This is a genomic window from Metabacillus sp. KH_069 (genome assembly GCF_057838075.1).
The window spans coordinates 867,886-883,337 of sequence record NZ_CM174460.1 but is presented as its reverse complement, the minus strand read 5'-3'; the positions used below and the strand labels follow the sequence as shown (position 1 = coordinate 883,337).

The following is a 15,452-nucleotide window of genomic DNA, read 5'->3' as shown; positions in this document are numbered from 1 at the left end:
GAACCAGCTAGTAAGGAGTCGATGAAAATAGTTTTGGTTTAACAGGGTTTGAGCCTTTGCCTTCTTGATCCGTTTGCTCATTATAAGGAACAACTTTATAAGAGGCTTCTGAGAACAGGTTAGAATAAGGAATTTCATAGGAATCCTTTCCTTTAACATAACCGACAAGCTTGTCCCCGCTTCCGCTAGTTTCATATATTCTGTAGATGACACGGTCATCCTTCTGAGCTTTCCAGTTCAGTGTGACGGTAAATAAACCGAGCGGCTTGAATGTATACTTTGCATCAACCGCACCAAGATTTTTAAGCCTGATCGGTTCTTCCAGATCCTCTACCCCTTTTGGAAGACTGAACGCAACATTCTGATCAAGCGAAGTATTTCTTAAAATATCTTTAAATAGTCTTGTTGGATAGGAACTGCCATGAGTCAGATGCTGCTCACTGTTCGTTTTATCGTAGCCCATCCATAGTGCTCCTGATACTTTAGGCGTGTAGCCTACAAACCATGCATCTTTTACAGCGCCTTTTTTATCGACATATGAAGTTGTGCCTGTTTTTCCGGCAAGTTCCCCGCCGTATGTTCCTGTCTGCCCTGTCCCGTCTTCAACTACCTCTTGAAGCATCCTTGTCATGTTCCATGCAGTCTGAGACGAAAAAATCCGCTTCTTCTCTTGGTTCACTTCGCCAATTTTTTTTGACTCACGGTCCTCTATCTTTTGGATAACGAACGGCTCACTATAAACGCCATACTGGGCAAATGATCTGTAGGCATTTGCAAGCTGCAATGGGGATACGCCATCCTTTAGTCCGCCGAGCGCGATTGAAAGACCGTTATCTTCTATAGAAAGACCCGACTTCTCAAGGTACTTCTTGCTCTTAGAAATGCCGATTTCATTCAATGCCCACACAGCAGGTGCATTTTTAGAAGCTGCAATTGCGTCATACATGGTTACTTCTTCATCGTACTGCTGATCATTATTTCTGGGCTGATACCCGTTATATGAAACAGGTTTGTCTTCGAGCAGTGAATAAGGGCCGAATTCATTTTCCTCCATTGCCGGTCCATATACGGCAAGCGGTTTAAAAGTTGAACCAGGCTGCCTCTTTGTATTGACGCGGTTAAACCCTTTTTGTGTATAATTTCTTCCGCCAATCGCGGCTAGTACGCCCCCGGTTTTATTATCAAGCAGGACAAATGCTCCTTCTGCATGCTGATTTGTTCCCGGAAAGTATTCTTCTTTTTTGAACAGCTGATAGGCTGTTTCCTGCATTTCCGCATCTATAGGAACTGTTACGGTATAGCCTCCCCGCATTAATTCCTCATTAGATAATGCATAACGATCTTTTGCTTCATCCATCACCATATCAATATAAGTTGTAAGCCAAGGTGTTTCCGATTCTTCAGAGATGTTTAAACCGAGCGTTTTCCCTTGCGAGCGGACCACTTCTTCAGGTGTGAGATAATCTTGATCGCCCATAAGACTCAGAATAGTATCACGGCGCTCTTTGCTTCTTTCAGGATGAAGAACCGGCGAATAATTGGAAGGTGCTTTTGGGAGTCCGGCAAGCATCGCTCCTTCTTCGACCGTCAGATCCCTTGCATCTTTATTGAAATAGTAAAGAGCAGCGCTTTGAATGCCGTACGCCCCATGACCGAAATATACTTGATTCAAATACATTTCAAGCAATTTATTTTTACTGTATTTGTTTTCGAGGCTCATCGCGATGGCAGCTTCTTTTGTTTTTCTTAGAAGAGACTTTTCAGTAGAGAGAAACGTATTTTTGGCAAGCTGCTGGGTGATTGTGCTTCCGCCCTCCACTTTCTGGCCGGCAAGCAGATCTTTATACAAAGCCCTCGTTATGGCCTTCATATCGATCCCATTGTGTTCATAAAACCGTTTATCTTCTACAGCAATAAATGCATTGCGGACATGCTCCGGAATTTCTTTAATCGTTACGGGCTCGCGGTTCTGCAAATACAGCTCAGAAACCGTATTGCCTTTTAAATCCACTAAAGTGGTAGTCGAATCCATGACAAGCTTTTTCTCATCTATAGAATAATCGCCAATCACTAAAATGAGCAGGTAGACTGCAAAAGCTATTACAGCTGTCGATAGTGCAACACTGGCAGAGAGGATGATTTTTTTCCGCATGTCATCACCTACAATTCCTTAAATTTATATACCCTTATTATTGTTAAATAAAGGAATGAATATGTACACTGGAGACTGAAAATAGCAATAATTATGGAATCATTGTTATAATGAAACAAAAAGAGGTGAATGTAAAATGAATTTTTATGTCACATTTGGAACTGCAGACTATTTAGCTAAAACAGCATCTGAAAATCAGAATGAAAAAATGCTTCTTATGCAAAATGAAGATAAAGCCATTCTCTTACATGAAAGCGATGCCCATTCCCTTTTTAAGGAGCCCAAAAAATATGAGGTTCTTGATGGTGTGGGTGATTTCCAGAAAGGAAGCTATGCTGTCCTGAACAATATTCCTGTATCTGATGAAGGAAAGCCTCTCTTTGAACAGCGCTTTAAAGAACGGGCACGAATGATTGAAGGCGAGCCCGGATTTGTCGCGATTCGCGTGCTTAGACCTGTAAATGATGATACTTATGTCATTCTTACTCTGTGGGAAGATGAATCGTCCTTTAAAAACTGGCAGCAGTCAAAATCGTATGAACAGGCTCATAAAAAAAGAGGGACAAGCGAAGGTGTAGACCAAAAACCGATTTTCCCAAGACCTTCTTACGTAACAACCTATCATGCTGTAACCGAATAAAAGAATGAAAGAACTGAACCTTCGCATTTTGCGGAGGTTTTTTTCATTTGTGCCTGTCGGAGCACTTATGAACAACCGGTTTCGCTTTTCGTTTTGTCCAGCTCCATCACCCAACTTCTCGGCCAGAACTGGTGATTTCGCTTTTCAGTGGTGTCTAGCTCCGCCTCCTAGTCCCTCGGCCAGAACAAATCCCCCCAAAAAGGCGGGAACCGGACTTTCCGGGTGAATTCTTATCTGTCTGTAGGGCCTAAACAGCCGGCTCCGCTTTTCGGTGATGTCTAGCTCCATCGCCCAGCTCCTCGGCCAGAACGGATCCGCCAGTAAAGGCAAAAAGCGCCTTTACTGACGGACCCTTATCTGTCTGTCGGAGCTAAACGGGCGATTCCGCTTTTCGGGATACGGTGACAATATTTCCTTGGAAATGACAGCATTCTACTAAAATAGTACCCCCTATTCCGTTAAAAATAACAATCACAACCTAGTATGCCGGACATAACCTGTATTACAGGAATTTAGGCATATATACAGGAGCGGAGTGATCATTATGGGGGCTGAGTTAACTCTCATACACTGGTTTTATGTGTTTTTCATTATAAGTATTATAGGATTCATGCTTTTTAGACGGGATACAACCGTTGTCAGTATTATTGGGATCATTGTCATTTCTTTTGTTGCGAGCCATTCTTTAAGTCATTCAATTACAAGTGTTTTCAACAGCTTTATATTTGCTATCACTGAGCTGCTGCCGACGATCCTTGTGATTTCCATCATTGTTTCAATGAGCAAGATTTTAGAAGTAACCGGAATAAATGAATCAATGGTTTCGCCATTCACAAAAATCATTCGCAATCCAACACTTGCTTTCTGGACAATCGGGCTATTAATGATGACCATTTCCTGGTTTTTCTGGCCTTCACCCGCTGTTGCGCTGATTGGCGCTGTTCTGCTGCCAGTTGCCATAAAAGCAGGTCTCCCCGCACTAGGGGCAGCAATGGCCATGAACTTATTCGGTCATGGAATTGCGCTTTCAGGCGACTTTGTCATTCAGGCTGCTCCAAAACTTACGTCAGATGCAGCTGGTCTTCCGATTGGCGATGTAATCAGTGCATCCATTCCGCTCGTTATTGTGATGGGGACTGTTACAACCATAACAGCTTATTTCCTCTTAATGAGAGATATTAAGCTGGGTAAGTCATTCCCGTCTCTTACAATGCCAATCTCAGCTGAGAAAAAAACGCAGCTGCTGACTGGCAGGATGAAACTGTTCATGGCCCTGTTTATTCCAATATTATTTGTGATTGATATTCTGCTGATGGTTAAGCTTAACTTGCAGGGCGGAGATGCAACAGCTTTAATCGGAGGAACTGCACTTGTCATTCTGCTTGCTGTTTGTCTGCTCGCTCACAGAAATGCGAGTTTTGAAAAAACAACAGGATACATGATTGAGGGGTTTCAATTTGGCTTTAAGGTGTTTGGTCCTGTTATTCCGATTGCAGCTTTCTTTTATCTGGGAGATGCCGGATTTGTTAAAATTATCGGTGATTTTTTACCAAAAACTTCACAGGGAATTGTAAACGACCTTGGAGTCGCCCTCGCATCTGTTGTTCCTTTAACTAAAGAAATCGCAGCTATTACACTGACTGGTGTCGGCGTGCTTACCGGTCTTGATGGCTCAGGATTTTCAGGGATATCACTTGCAGGCTCAATTGCCAGCTTATTTTCCACAGCTATAGGTACAGGCGCTGCCACATTAACAGCCTTAGGCCAAATCACAGCCATCTGGGTAGGCGGAGGGACTATCATTCCATGGGCGCTAATTCCTGCTGCTGCCATATGCGGAGTCGATCCATTTGAACTTGCAAGACGAAATATCCTCCCTGTGACAATTGGTTTGATTGTGACTACGATTGTGGCTATGTTTTTAATGTAAAGAGAATGGAAAAAACGGCCCCTGTAACAATCCAGCGTTTTTATCCACCAAAGTAACCTCCTAAGAAACAAAAACAGGCACTCGTATAAGAAGTGCCTGTTTTATTTAGTCTATGAGAAGTCAAACAGAAACGCCGCTCTTTTTGCTTCTTGCGGCAGCAAGAACTTCATTCACTTTGTCATAGACCGCAATCACAAGGATTAAACAAATCAGACCAATGAGATATCCTCCAGCCACATCAGATAAAAAATGAGCATTCGTGGCAACTCTGTTCATGCCAATCAGAAGCATCAGCATGCACACAGCAGCGTAAAGCCATCTTCTTACAGCTGCTGACGCTATTTTCCCAGCCAGCAAATAGATTAAAAATCCATAAAAAAGAACACCGACCATCGCATGCCCGCTTGGAAAACTAAAGCCTTCTTCAATATGCAGCGGTTCAAGAGGCCTTTCACGCCCAAAAAAGTTTTTTAGAGCTTTGTTCAGAAGATCTCCAAAATATACAGCCAGTACAATCATAAGCGGCTGAAGAATATGTTTATATAAAAGTCCGAGTAAGATAATGGCAAGAGCCAGTAAGCTTATGATCCCTGTTTTAGAAGCCAGGAAACCTATCCCATCCACAATAGCCAGCAACAAATCTGAATGGTGAACCCATGATACTGCCTCTCGCGCAGCTGCATCTGCCCGCTTTGTAAATTCAGAATTCATCGACAAGATAATTCCTATTGTGAGAATTAGAAAACAAGCTAGCAAAAACCCTTTTTTCATCTTTTGTCCCCTTTCCAACTTTATTCTTGTAATTTTCAAACAATTTCTCTAGAATTTATTGTAATATCTGCATTTATTTTATCTTATTAATGATTTGGTGAATAGAAGCCTAAAAAAAAGAAAGGATGAAAAATTTTGTATACTGACATATGTTCAGATTTAGATGCGAGTTTTGAAGAAATGGTGGAGATCAGACGCTACCTTCATATGCATCCGGAGGTTTCATTCCAGGAATTCAAAACGGCTGCCTACATCGCCGAGTTTTATCATAAGCTTGGCATCGAAGCAAAAACAGGTGTCGGCGGTAACGGGGTCGTTGCTGTTATTAAAGGAGATTTGCCCGGAAAGACCATTGCTCTCCGCGCCGATTTTGACGCATTGCCTATCGGGGATGAAAAGGATGTTCCTTATAAATCGACTGTTCCGGGTGTGGCTCATGCCTGCGGCCACGATGGTCACACTGCCACATTACTTGTATTGGCCAAGGTATTACATAAACATCGCCGCACGCTTGAAGGCAGCGTAGTATTTATTCACCAGCATGCTGAAGAATATGCACCGGGGGGAGCGGTTTCAATGATTGAAGATGGCTGCTTAGACGGTGTTGATGTCATATTCGGTACTCATTTATGGGCAAGCGAACCAGCAGGAAAAATTCAGTACCGGGTCGGCCCAATCATGGCTGCTGCCGACCGATTCCAGATTACTATTAATGGAAAGGGCGGACATGGTGCACAGCCTCACAAAACGAAAGATGCCGTCGTCATCGGCTCCCAGCTTGTCATGAACCTGCAGCAGATTGTGAGCAGAAAAGTAGATCCTGTTCATTCAGCAGTCGTATCTGTAGGGTCTTTTGTGGCTGAAAATCCGTTTAATGTCATTGCAGATTCAGCTGTGCTGATTGGAACGGTCCGGACATTTGATGAAGAGGTGCGCACTTTGATTGAGGAAGAAATTGAACGTGTGGTCAAGGCTTCCTGTGCCCTTTATGACGCTGACTACGACTATCAGTTCGAAAGAGGCTACCCGGCTGTTGTTAATCACCGCGAGGAAACAGAGCAGCTTGCTGAGCTTGCTTCAAAAGTTCCAGGTGTCCAAATTGTTGAAGAAAGTCCAATGCAAATGGGGGGCGAAGACTTTGCCTATTATCTGCAGCATGTAAAAGGCACGTTCTTTTTCACAGGAGCAAAGCCTGCTTACTCTGAAACAGCTTATCCTCACCATCATCCTAAATTCGATATCGATGAAAAAGCGATGCTGATTGCAGCAAAAACATTCAGTTTGGCATTACTGACCTATCAGTCTGAACACAATGCTGTTGCAGTTGAGAAATAAGGATAAGGACCGAAAAAGAGTGCGATTCTAAAAAATCGCACTCTTTTTATTTATTCATAATCCGAAGCCGGTAACAATTCATTGCCGTTTCCCCTAAATGCCGGACAAGGTGAAAGTTAGCTACACCGCCGACAACTGCACCGATTCCCGGCATGATCTGCAGCAGTTTGACAAGGTCAATGTGATCTCTGTATTCCTGCTGAAAGGTTTGCCAGTCAATTTCTTTAAGATCATCTTTTCTAAGTTCCCAGTTTTCAATCCGTTCGAACGTATTTCTTCGATGTTCGTCACTGGAATAAGCTAATTGAAAGACATAGAGCAAAAACAGTCTCTCCTCATATTGCTTAGGATCAAATCCGTATAAAGTTGCAATTTCAAATAAACATTTCATTTTGATGCCCAGGAGCAAAGGAAAGTCAGCAGCCGAACCGAAAATCCCTCCGGCACCTGTTCCTGCTCCTTCTACGGCAGCAGTTTTTTGGAAGGTGCCGATCGTTTGCCTGACTTTCTTTTCTTTTTCTTCAAGTGTCAGTCCAGCAAGCTTCTTTTCGCTTGTTGTGAGATTTGACCCCGCAAGTGTCGCCTGCACCATTTTTTTAATACTTTCTGTAATGATTGCATGAACTTTTGCTGGAATGCGCTCGTTAATCTTCGTTTGTGTTTTTTTAGAAACACGTTCTAACTTAGAGGATTTTCTCAGCAATTTCTTTTTCCACTGAAAAAGATCTTCTTCCAGCTGTTTTTCATAAATCATTTGTATCAGCTGCCTTTATCTTAGAATACGCTGGCATCCATTTTAACCAGCCTTGATTTCACGTAGAGATAAACAAACACATAGGCAAAAATAAATCCTGCTGCAAAAAGAATCAATGCCGGAACGATATTTCCAGATAGCAGAGCAATCAGAGTTAATATGATATGCTGGCTTAAAATAATGATAAACAGCAGTTTAAGGAATTTCGCTTTTTTATACTTTGGCTGAACCGGATATAAGTCAGGCAGAGCAAGCATGTCGTAATGCTTATAAAGCCCGATCATTTGAATTCCAGTTAAATAAAGAACCAGAATAGCGATTGCGAGCACACTTAACTGATTAGTTGGGATAATATAGAGAACAATTCCTCCTATGATTGTCAGCCGCAAAAAGATGCCCAGATAATCATTTGATCTAAAAAATGCTCTTGTATACAAATAACTGTAGATGCTTTCCTGTCTGTACTTAACAAACGCAAGGAATCCATCTAAATACTTTCTGCGCTTTGCTTTTTTCTTCAGCTTTGGGACATCTGTAAAGAGGTTTGCAATCCTGTAGAAGGATTGTTTTTTCTCAAGCTCCAGGTCAATCAGCTTCTCCCACTTAACTCCTTTTGCCTTTGTGGCTTTTTGAAAATAGATGTAAAGCACCGCCATCACACCGTACATTATAAATACATATACATAGGCTTTTGACAGCAAGAAGAAAATGGTTAACGTATTTATAGCAAGGCGGACAATGAAATCATAGATCTTCGCTGAAGGCTCAGTATAGAAAGATATTCTGAAATTCAGCATTAAATTCCATCCTTTTACAAGAAGGATTTGAATACAGATTACCAGGTAGTCTGTTCCAGTCAAGTTCTCAGCCCTGAACAGCATAGGGGCGAGTACTAATGCTGCAATCAAAAACACATACAGTTGACTGAAGAAACTGTATACAAGGGCTTTTTGAAAGTAGCCGGCCATTTTTTCTTCCAGCGGCAAAAGAAAAACCAAATCAGGTTCTTTTAAAAGTGTCCGAACACTCGATGCCGTAATGATAAGCGCAAATACAGCCGTTAAGATCGCCAGTGCAGGAAAGTCATCAGGCATTGTTTTCAGCCATTCCTGGTAAGATAAAGCACCGCCTGCTCCCAAAAATACAAGAACAAAAATTAAATGGTCATTGAACATATATTTTGTATAAGACTGCACTTCTTTTATGTGAGCCTCTAACCGGGTTTTCCAAATTTGATCAATGCTGCTCATTTTGATCTTCCTTCGTCAGCTGAATATACAAATCATCAAGTGTTGCGTCCATCATTCCAAACTCCGAACGCAGCTCCGCAAGCGTCCCTTTTGCTCTGATTTTTCCGTTATGTAAAATAATAAACGCATCACAGTAGCGTTCTGCTGTTGCTAAAATATGCGTTGACATTAAAATTCCCGCTCCGTCTTTCTTTGCTTTGTTCATCATTTCAAGCAGCGCATTAATTGCCAATGGATCTAACCCCACAAATGGCTCGTCAATGATGTAGAGCTCAGGCTCAACTAAAAAAGCACACATAATCATGACTTTTTGCTTCATGCCTTTTGAAAAATGACTTGGGAACCATTTCAGCCTTTTTTCCATTCTGAATTCAGACAGCAATGGCTGAAGACGCTGTTTAAATGTTTCCTTATTTAGTCCATACGCCATCGCCGTAAGCTCCAAGTGTTCATAAAGCGTTAATTCCTCATAAAGAATCGGTGTTTCAGGTATAAATGAAAATTGGCTGCGGTATTCAGTCGGCTGCTCCTGAAAGGAAATGCCGTTAATGGCAATTTCGCCTTTATGCGGCTCCATTAACCCGATCACATGGCGGATCGTTGTGCTTTTTCCCGCGCCATTTAAACCAATCAGACCGACAATTTGGTGCTTTTCAATTTCAAACGATATATCTTTTAAGACGGGATTACGCGTGTATCCGCCAGTCAGGTGATTTACTTTTAATAAGCTCATGTTTACGTCCCTTCACCGTTTTCTTTTATTTTAACAAATCATTTGATACTTTTGCTAATTTGCGATGCATAATCAATTCTTTTCCGGACATCATAATGAGTGTAGAGGAAAGCAGCTGTCACAGACATTCAGTTCAAATGAGGTGTGTGTCAAAGACAGTTTATGTTAAGGAATCCATGAGTAAGTTAACATTGAAAAAATGATGATCCATTACCATTTCGAGATGAGGTGTCTACGGGCCGTTACTTTTTGTAATAGATGCTCCTATATAAATTCATTTTTGAATGAGGTGTTCGTCAAAGACCGTTTACTGATTTGTTAAGAGTTTATCCATTATGTGATTTTCTTAACTAGGAGATGGTTGCTTTGTACAATGTTAGTCAATTCACTCTTTTTTAACCTTCATTTCCAAGCAAATGAGGGAGATGACAAAGAGTTTTGCGAGCCTTATCTTTAAGCTGCGCCAGTTTGCTTTCCTCTTCGGGACAGGATGATCCTTGTGATCATCCTGTTTCTTTTTGGCTGTTTTTGTTCCTTTCCGCTCCAGGAACTTGCTTTCCGCGGGGAGCATGGGAGCCTCCTATTTCCCGCAGGAGTCAAGTTCCTTCCGCTGCAATCCACTTAAGTTTTTTCACATTTAGTCAAACAGGAAAAATATTTACGAAAAGAACCGCCCATTGATGTCTTGCTACGGCAATTTAATCCTCCGTTTATTTATGGTAAAATACGGTTAAGATTCAGTTTATATTGAGAAAGGGATGAAACATGATGAGCGGATGTATTTTCTGTAAAATTGTGAACGGAGAGATTCCAAGCGCTAAGGTTTTTGAAAACGAACATGTGGTAGCTTTTCTGGATATCAGTCAAGTGACAAAAGGACATACACTGGTTATTCCGAAAGTACATAAAGAAAATATTTACGAACTTACACCTGACATTGCCCGCAATGTGTTTGAAGTTGTTCCAAAAATCGCAAATTCGATAAAAAAACAATTCGAGCCAATCGGCATGAATATCCTTAATAATAACGGCGAAAAAGCCGGTCAATCAGTGTTTCATTATCATATTCACCTGATTCCGCGCTACGGAAAAGGCGATGGATTTGGCGCTGTATGGAAAACACATACGGAAGAATATACACCTGAAGACTTAAAGCAAATCGCATCATCCATTCAAGAAGGCTTGCTCTAATCCCGCATTTTGCGGGTTTTTTTGTTGTTATTACTATTTTTCAAAAATTCCGACTCTAACTCTCTTTTTCATGTTAGGATAATGAAATAGAAATTTAATCATTCAGGCGTAACAAAGTAAGGAGTGTTAATTTCCCATGAAAAGAACGTATAACTTTAACGCAGGACCAGCAGCAATACCTCTTTCCGTTTTGGAGAAAGCGCAAAGCGAATTAGTTCATTTTAACGGAACAGGCATGTCAGTCATGGAGCTCAGCCACAGAAGCAAACCTTACGAAGAAGTTCACAGCCGCGCAGCTTCTTTATTGAAAGAGCTGATGGATATTCCAGAAGAGTATGAAGTCCTGTTCCTTCAAGGCGGTGCAAGCCTGCAGTTTGCCATGATTCCAATGAATTTTTTAAAAAGCGATTCTCCTGCCCATTTCATAATGAGCGGAGTATGGTCTGAAAAAGCACAATCAGAAGCAGGAAAAATAGGCAAGACGGCAATTATTGCATCAAGTAAAGAAGATCGTTATACATATATTCCGAAAAGCTTTGAAGATCCGGCAGAAGGAAGCTATGTACACTTAACGTCAAATAATACAATTTACGGGACGCAGTGGAAAACTTTCCCTTCAACAAAACTGCCGTTAATTGCCGACATGTCAAGCGACATCATGAGCAGGGAAATTGACGTCAGCCGTTTCTCGCTTATTTATGCAGGAGCGCAAAAAAACCTCGGTCCTTCAGGTGTAACGGTTGTAATCGTCAAAAAAGAAATGCTTGAGAATGCAAATGATGGAATTCCTGCTATTTTAAAATACAGCACACATTCAAAACAGAATTCTCTATACAATACACCTCCTACATTTGCGATTTACATGCTTTCCCTTGTACTGGAATGGATCAAAGAAACTGGCGGTTTAAAAGCAATGGAAGAACTGAATGAGAAGAAAGCGAGCCTGCTTTATTCTTGCATCGATGGAAGCGGCGGATTTTATAAAGGGCATGCTGAAAAGGATAGCCGATCAGCAATGAATGTAACCTTTACGCTTAAAGATGAAGAATTAACAAAAGCTTTCCTCAAAGAATCCATTGAAAAAGGCTTTTCAGGTCTCGCCGGACACCGGTCAATCGGCGGCTGCAGAGCTTCCATCTATAATGCAGTGCCGCTTGAGGCCTGTGAGGCATTAGCTGAATTTATGACTGAATTTCAGAAAAAGCATGCATAATCTTTTTTACAAGGTCAGAAATACCTGTTATACTATTTTGTAAGTTCTCCCGCAATAAGACATAGGTCATTATTGGGGAGTTCCAAAAAAAGAGCTTAGTCTGAGGAGAGTTGAGAAATGAATACAAAAGTATTAGTTGTTTTATCTTTGTTTGTCGCAATGGGGCTTGCTTTACACGGAATTATCCCGCCATTCTTTAATGGAATGAAGCCGGATATGATGCTCACAATGATGTTCTTAGGCATCCTGCTGTTCCCTCACATTCGCAATGTATTTTTACTTGGAGCGGTTACGGGCGTGCTGTCAGGATTAACTACCAGTTTTCCAGGCGGTCTTCTGCCGAATGTCATTGATAAATTTGTGACTGCATTTGTTTTTTATCTTTTAGTCATTGTGATTAAGAAATTTGCTGCATCAACTGCAGGAGCAGGTATCCTGACAGCGGTCGGCACACTGTTTTCCGGTACTGTTTTTCTGACAGCCGCACTATTCATAGTCGGACTTCCAGGCGGTGCAGGATTTACGGCGTTATTCATAGCAGTTGTTTTGCCGGCAACAGCCCTTAATACCATCGCAATGGTTTTCATTTATCCGATCGTACAGACAATCATGAAGCGTTCAAATATAGTTGCTCAATAACATAGAAAAAACCCGATCCTAGCCGGTCGGGTTTTTTGTGAAAATCTATGAAAATGAAGCCTATTGGAAAGAATAGAATAAAATGCCGATCAGCAGTGCAAGCGTTCCGCCTCCAGCAAGCACAGCAGCTTTTTGGTGAACAACATGCTTAGGCGGATAGGATGCTGATTGCTGCGCTAGTTTGAGGTAATGAAAAGCACCTATAAAAAAAAGCAAGCTTATGATAAAAAATAGAAAGATGACGCCAGCCAAGCTCCTCCCCCCTTTTACTCATATCTATGCAAAGGCATCATAAGCTATGAATAAAACAGCGTTTATCTATCCTCACAGGGGGTACTTATATAAGAAGGACTTTCCTATTCATTGCTTGAAAAAGTACATATAATTATTCTCAAATGGAGTGATACCTATGGCAAAAGGAAAATCATTAATGACTGGTCTTTTAGTCGGGAGCGTTATTGGAGGTATAGCAACAATCCTCTCCACCCCGTCTTCCGGAAAAGATTTGCGCAGCCAGTTAAAACAAAATAAACAAAAATTAGAAGATATTTTAGTTCAGCTGAAAGATGACAGTGTCTCACTTAAAGATCAAGTGGTTAAAACCGCTCAAGAAAGTGCTGTAGTTTTAAAAGATGTAACATCAGATCTTCAAAAATCCATTCAGACCTGGCAGGAAGAAATTGAGCCTCATAAAAATGAGCTTCAAAAAGAAATTAGTGAAATCGAACAGAAAATCAAAGAATTAGAACAAACTCTAAACAAATAGAATATTTTTGTAGACAAAGCAATTCACTTGTACGAGCGGCAGATTATCTCACATGCCGCTCTTTTTTTTTATCCAAAAAATCAACGCTTTTCCTACGCTTTTAAGATTTATTTAAAAATTTTGTAAATTTAATCTTTATTAATCTTTATTTTATTGGCATAATAGAATATAAGAGCAAAAGAGAAAAAGTAGGTGACTGGGGATGAAACGTAACGAACAGGATTATTCTATAAAAGAAGCGCTTTTATTCAGCCAGAGAATCGCGCAGCTCAGCAAAGCTTTGTGGAAATCCATCGAAAAAGACTGGCAGCAATGGATTAAGCCCTATGATTTGAATATCAATGAGCATCACATCTTATGGATTGCTTATCATTTAAAGGGTGCTTCGATTTCAGAGATTGCTAAATTTGGAGTGATGCACGTATCAACTGCATTCAACTTTTCAAAGAAGCTTGAAGAGAGAGGATATCTTGAGTTTTCGAAAAAGCAGAATGACAAACGCAATACGTACATTCAGCTGACGGAACAGGGCGAAGAAATTTTGCTGAAGCTTTTAGAAGACTATGATCCAAGCAGAAACGCTGTGTTTAAAGGCGCTCTGCCGCTTCAAAATTTGTATGGGAAATTCCCTGAAATTATGGAAATGATGTGTATCATACGAAACATATACGGAGATGACTTTATGGAGATCTTCGAACATTCCTTTACGAATATTGAGAAGGAATTTGTTGAGGAAAACCGGAAACTAAAAAAACGGGAAGACCCTGCTGCTGAAACCGCTTCAGCTATTTCCGAATAATTTTTTTGAATTCTGTCATCAGCGGCACATACATTCCCTGCTTATGCAAAGCAAGAATCGTATCATTAACTGGAAGCTTATGGTTCAGCTGTCCGGCGAAAAGAGTAAGGAGACTCATGTAATCGAGGAGTCCTTGCTCTTTTTGTTCTGCAAGCATTTTCTCAAGCTCCGAGCAAATGCGGTGAATGTCCTCAATTTCTTCAGCAGATAAACCTGTATTCATGACAGACAGATAAAAAGGGTATTGATCAGCGTCGACCATCTTAACAAGCAACCTCTGGTAGTACTCCAAATTTGCTATTCGTTTTTCCAAGGATTCCACTAAGGTTCACTTCTTTCATTCTTCTTCGTTTATTTATTTTAAATCATTCTTCCCTTTTTCGAAAGTTTCTTATTTTGTAAAACTTTACTTATTTTCATTTTAACCGTTTACATGGGAAATTTCATATTGCTTTTTCCAACTGAACATCGTAAAGTATGTAAGGACTTGACCAATCATGCATCTGCATGAACATTTATAACTTTCGGACGGTGATTGAAATGAATTGCTGGAAAACCATTAATCTTTCAAAAGATTATGGATTCCATAGACTTTTTATAGTCTCTGTATTAACGATGATGATTACCTTTATTAGCATATATTTACCGCTTGTGGTCGTATTTCCTTCTATCCATTTGAAAGAAGATCATTTTTTATTATTGCTTCTGTTTATCATATGCATCGTGCCATGTCACAAACTGCTTCACGCTATGCCTTTATGGATGTACGGTTACCGCGTATCCCTTAAACTGAAGTTCCAGTCATACATTCCGATTCTCTTTTTGAAAACAAACTGCAATGTAAGCAAAGCCAATATGACGCTTTCGCTTCTTACACCTTTTATAATTGTCACGGCGGTTATGACCGCAGGACTGATGCATTTTCCTGCATATTTACACTACTTTTGCCTGGGAATCGCCTTTCATACCGGCTTGTGTGTGACTGATTTTATTTTTTTGAGCCAGCTTTCCAAAGCGCCGAAAGAATGTTTCATCGAAGAAGCTGATGAAAGCTTTGAAATTCTGTTTCAAAAGTATTAAAAAAAATACTGTGCATATTGCATCGCTGCTGATTCATAAAGAATATGATATGCTACTATAAATAAGAAAAGCGCAAGCGACCGGTTAGCGCAGGCATGACAGATAGGATCCGCCAGTAAAGGCGCTTTTTGCCAATACTTTCGGATCCGTTCTGGCCGAGGAGCCTAAGCGATTCCGCTCGTCATCGAAGCGCAAAATT

General features: G+C 40.8%; 16 protein-coding genes. 9 read left to right on the top strand and 7 right to left on the bottom strand.

Annotation, left to right across the window (positions count from 1 at the left end; all coding sequences use genetic code 11):
* Nucleotides 1-7 precede the first annotated feature (7 nt).
* Nucleotides 8-2,152, bottom strand: a complete 2,145-nt coding sequence (locus AC3ISE_RS04530) for a transglycosylase domain-containing protein (protein WP_489223205.1) — start codon at nucleotides 2,150-2,152, stop codon at nucleotides 8-10.
* A 136-nt stretch (nucleotides 2,153-2,288) separates the two neighbouring features.
* On the opposite strand from AC3ISE_RS04530, the gene AC3ISE_RS04525 reads away from it, so the two are divergent.
* On the top strand, nucleotides 2,289-2,792 hold the full coding sequence (locus tag AC3ISE_RS04525) for an antibiotic biosynthesis monooxygenase family protein (protein ID WP_489223204.1): 504 nt from the start codon (nucleotides 2,289-2,291) through the stop codon (nucleotides 2,790-2,792).
* A gap of 544 nt (nucleotides 2,793-3,336) precedes the next feature.
* Nucleotides 3,337-4,722, top strand: a complete 1,386-nt coding sequence (locus tag AC3ISE_RS04520) for a hypothetical protein (RefSeq protein ID WP_489223203.1) — start codon at nucleotides 3,337-3,339, stop codon at nucleotides 4,720-4,722.
* A gap of 120 nt (nucleotides 4,723-4,842) precedes the next feature.
* On the opposite strand, the gene AC3ISE_RS04515 is transcribed toward AC3ISE_RS04520, so the two are convergent.
* Nucleotides 4,843-5,493 carry a phosphatase PAP2 family protein gene (locus AC3ISE_RS04515; protein WP_489223202.1) on the bottom strand — a complete coding sequence of 217 codons (651 nt, stop codon included), beginning with the start codon at nucleotides 5,491-5,493 and terminating at the stop codon, nucleotides 4,843-4,845.
* 180 nt (nucleotides 5,494-5,673) lie between these two features.
* Here AC3ISE_RS04515 and AC3ISE_RS04510 point away from each other — a divergent pair, with 180 nt between their 5' ends.
* On the top strand, nucleotides 5,674-6,828 hold the full coding sequence (locus tag AC3ISE_RS04510) for an amidohydrolase (protein ID WP_489224265.1): 1,155 nt from the start codon (nucleotides 5,674-5,676) through the stop codon (nucleotides 6,826-6,828).
* A 46-nt stretch (nucleotides 6,829-6,874) separates the two neighbouring features.
* Here AC3ISE_RS04510 and AC3ISE_RS04505 read toward each other — a convergent pair whose 3' ends face one another.
* The 3 genes from AC3ISE_RS04505 to AC3ISE_RS04495 are packed head-to-tail and all read right to left on the bottom strand — an operon-like array spanning nucleotide 6,875 to nucleotide 9,565.
* Nucleotides 6,875-7,579, bottom strand: a complete 705-nt coding sequence (locus AC3ISE_RS04505; RefSeq protein ID WP_489224264.1) for an EcsC family protein — start codon at nucleotides 7,577-7,579, stop codon at nucleotides 6,875-6,877.
* Between the two features lie 23 nt (nucleotides 7,580-7,602).
* Nucleotides 7,603-8,832, bottom strand: coding sequence for an ABC transporter permease (locus tag AC3ISE_RS04500; RefSeq protein ID WP_489223201.1), 1,230 nt, complete (start codon nucleotides 8,830-8,832; stop codon nucleotides 7,603-7,605).
* Nucleotides 8,819-9,565 (bottom strand): ABC transporter ATP-binding protein, encoded by a 747-nt coding sequence (locus AC3ISE_RS04495; protein ID WP_489223200.1) that lies wholly within the window; start codon nucleotides 9,563-9,565, stop codon nucleotides 8,819-8,821. The genes AC3ISE_RS04500 and AC3ISE_RS04495 overlap by 14 nt, the downstream gene beginning before the upstream one ends.
* Nucleotides 9,566-10,333: 768 nt before the next feature.
* Here AC3ISE_RS04495 and AC3ISE_RS04490 point away from each other — a divergent pair.
* The 3 genes from AC3ISE_RS04490 (at nucleotide 10,334) to AC3ISE_RS04480 (ending at nucleotide 12,608) form a co-directional block, all read left to right on the top strand.
* Nucleotides 10,334-10,756 carry an HIT family protein gene (locus tag AC3ISE_RS04490; RefSeq protein ID WP_307438514.1) on the top strand — a complete coding sequence of 141 codons (423 nt, stop codon included), beginning with the start codon at nucleotides 10,334-10,336 and terminating at the stop codon, nucleotides 10,754-10,756.
* A 136-nt stretch (nucleotides 10,757-10,892) separates the two neighbouring features.
* A complete protein-coding gene (gene serC / locus AC3ISE_RS04485; RefSeq protein WP_489223199.1) occupies nucleotides 10,893-11,969 on the top strand; it encodes a 3-phosphoserine/phosphohydroxythreonine transaminase in 1,077 nt (358 codons plus the stop codon).
* A gap of 117 nt (nucleotides 11,970-12,086) precedes the next feature.
* Nucleotides 12,087-12,608, top strand: coding sequence for a tryptophan transporter (locus AC3ISE_RS04480; RefSeq protein ID WP_489223198.1), 522 nt, complete (start codon nucleotides 12,087-12,089; stop codon nucleotides 12,606-12,608).
* A 60-nt stretch (nucleotides 12,609-12,668) separates the two neighbouring features.
* Here AC3ISE_RS04480 and yhzF read toward each other — a convergent pair whose 3' ends face one another.
* Nucleotides 12,669-12,860, bottom strand: coding sequence for a membrane protein YhzF (gene yhzF, locus AC3ISE_RS04475; protein WP_070879402.1), 192 nt, complete (start codon nucleotides 12,858-12,860; stop codon nucleotides 12,669-12,671).
* A gap of 157 nt (nucleotides 12,861-13,017) precedes the next feature.
* On the opposite strand from yhzF, the gene AC3ISE_RS04470 reads away from it, so the two are divergent.
* Nucleotides 13,018-13,374 carry a YtxH domain-containing protein gene (locus tag AC3ISE_RS04470; protein WP_489223197.1) on the top strand — a complete coding sequence of 119 codons (357 nt, stop codon included), beginning with the start codon at nucleotides 13,018-13,020 and terminating at the stop codon, nucleotides 13,372-13,374.
* A gap of 202 nt (nucleotides 13,375-13,576) precedes the next feature.
* Nucleotides 13,577-14,173, top strand: coding sequence for an HTH-type transcriptional regulator Hpr (locus AC3ISE_RS04465; RefSeq protein ID WP_252203834.1), 597 nt, complete (start codon nucleotides 13,577-13,579; stop codon nucleotides 14,171-14,173).
* Here the strand turns inward: AC3ISE_RS04465 and AC3ISE_RS04460 are convergent.
* Nucleotides 14,160-14,447: a DUF1878 family protein gene (locus tag AC3ISE_RS04460; RefSeq protein ID WP_489223196.1), complete on the bottom strand. Its 288-nt coding sequence runs from the start codon at nucleotides 14,445-14,447 to the stop codon at nucleotides 14,160-14,162. The two genes, AC3ISE_RS04465 and AC3ISE_RS04460, sit on opposite strands and share 14 nt — an antisense overlap.
* A 266-nt stretch (nucleotides 14,448-14,713) precedes the next feature.
* On the opposite strand from AC3ISE_RS04460, the gene AC3ISE_RS04455 reads away from it, so the two are divergent.
* The gene (locus AC3ISE_RS04455) at nucleotides 14,714-15,253 is read left to right on the top strand and encodes a DUF3267 domain-containing protein (protein ID WP_489223195.1); all 540 of its coding nucleotides are present in this window, start codon (nucleotides 14,714-14,716) and stop codon (nucleotides 15,251-15,253) included.
* Nucleotides 15,254-15,452 lie beyond the last annotated feature (199 nt).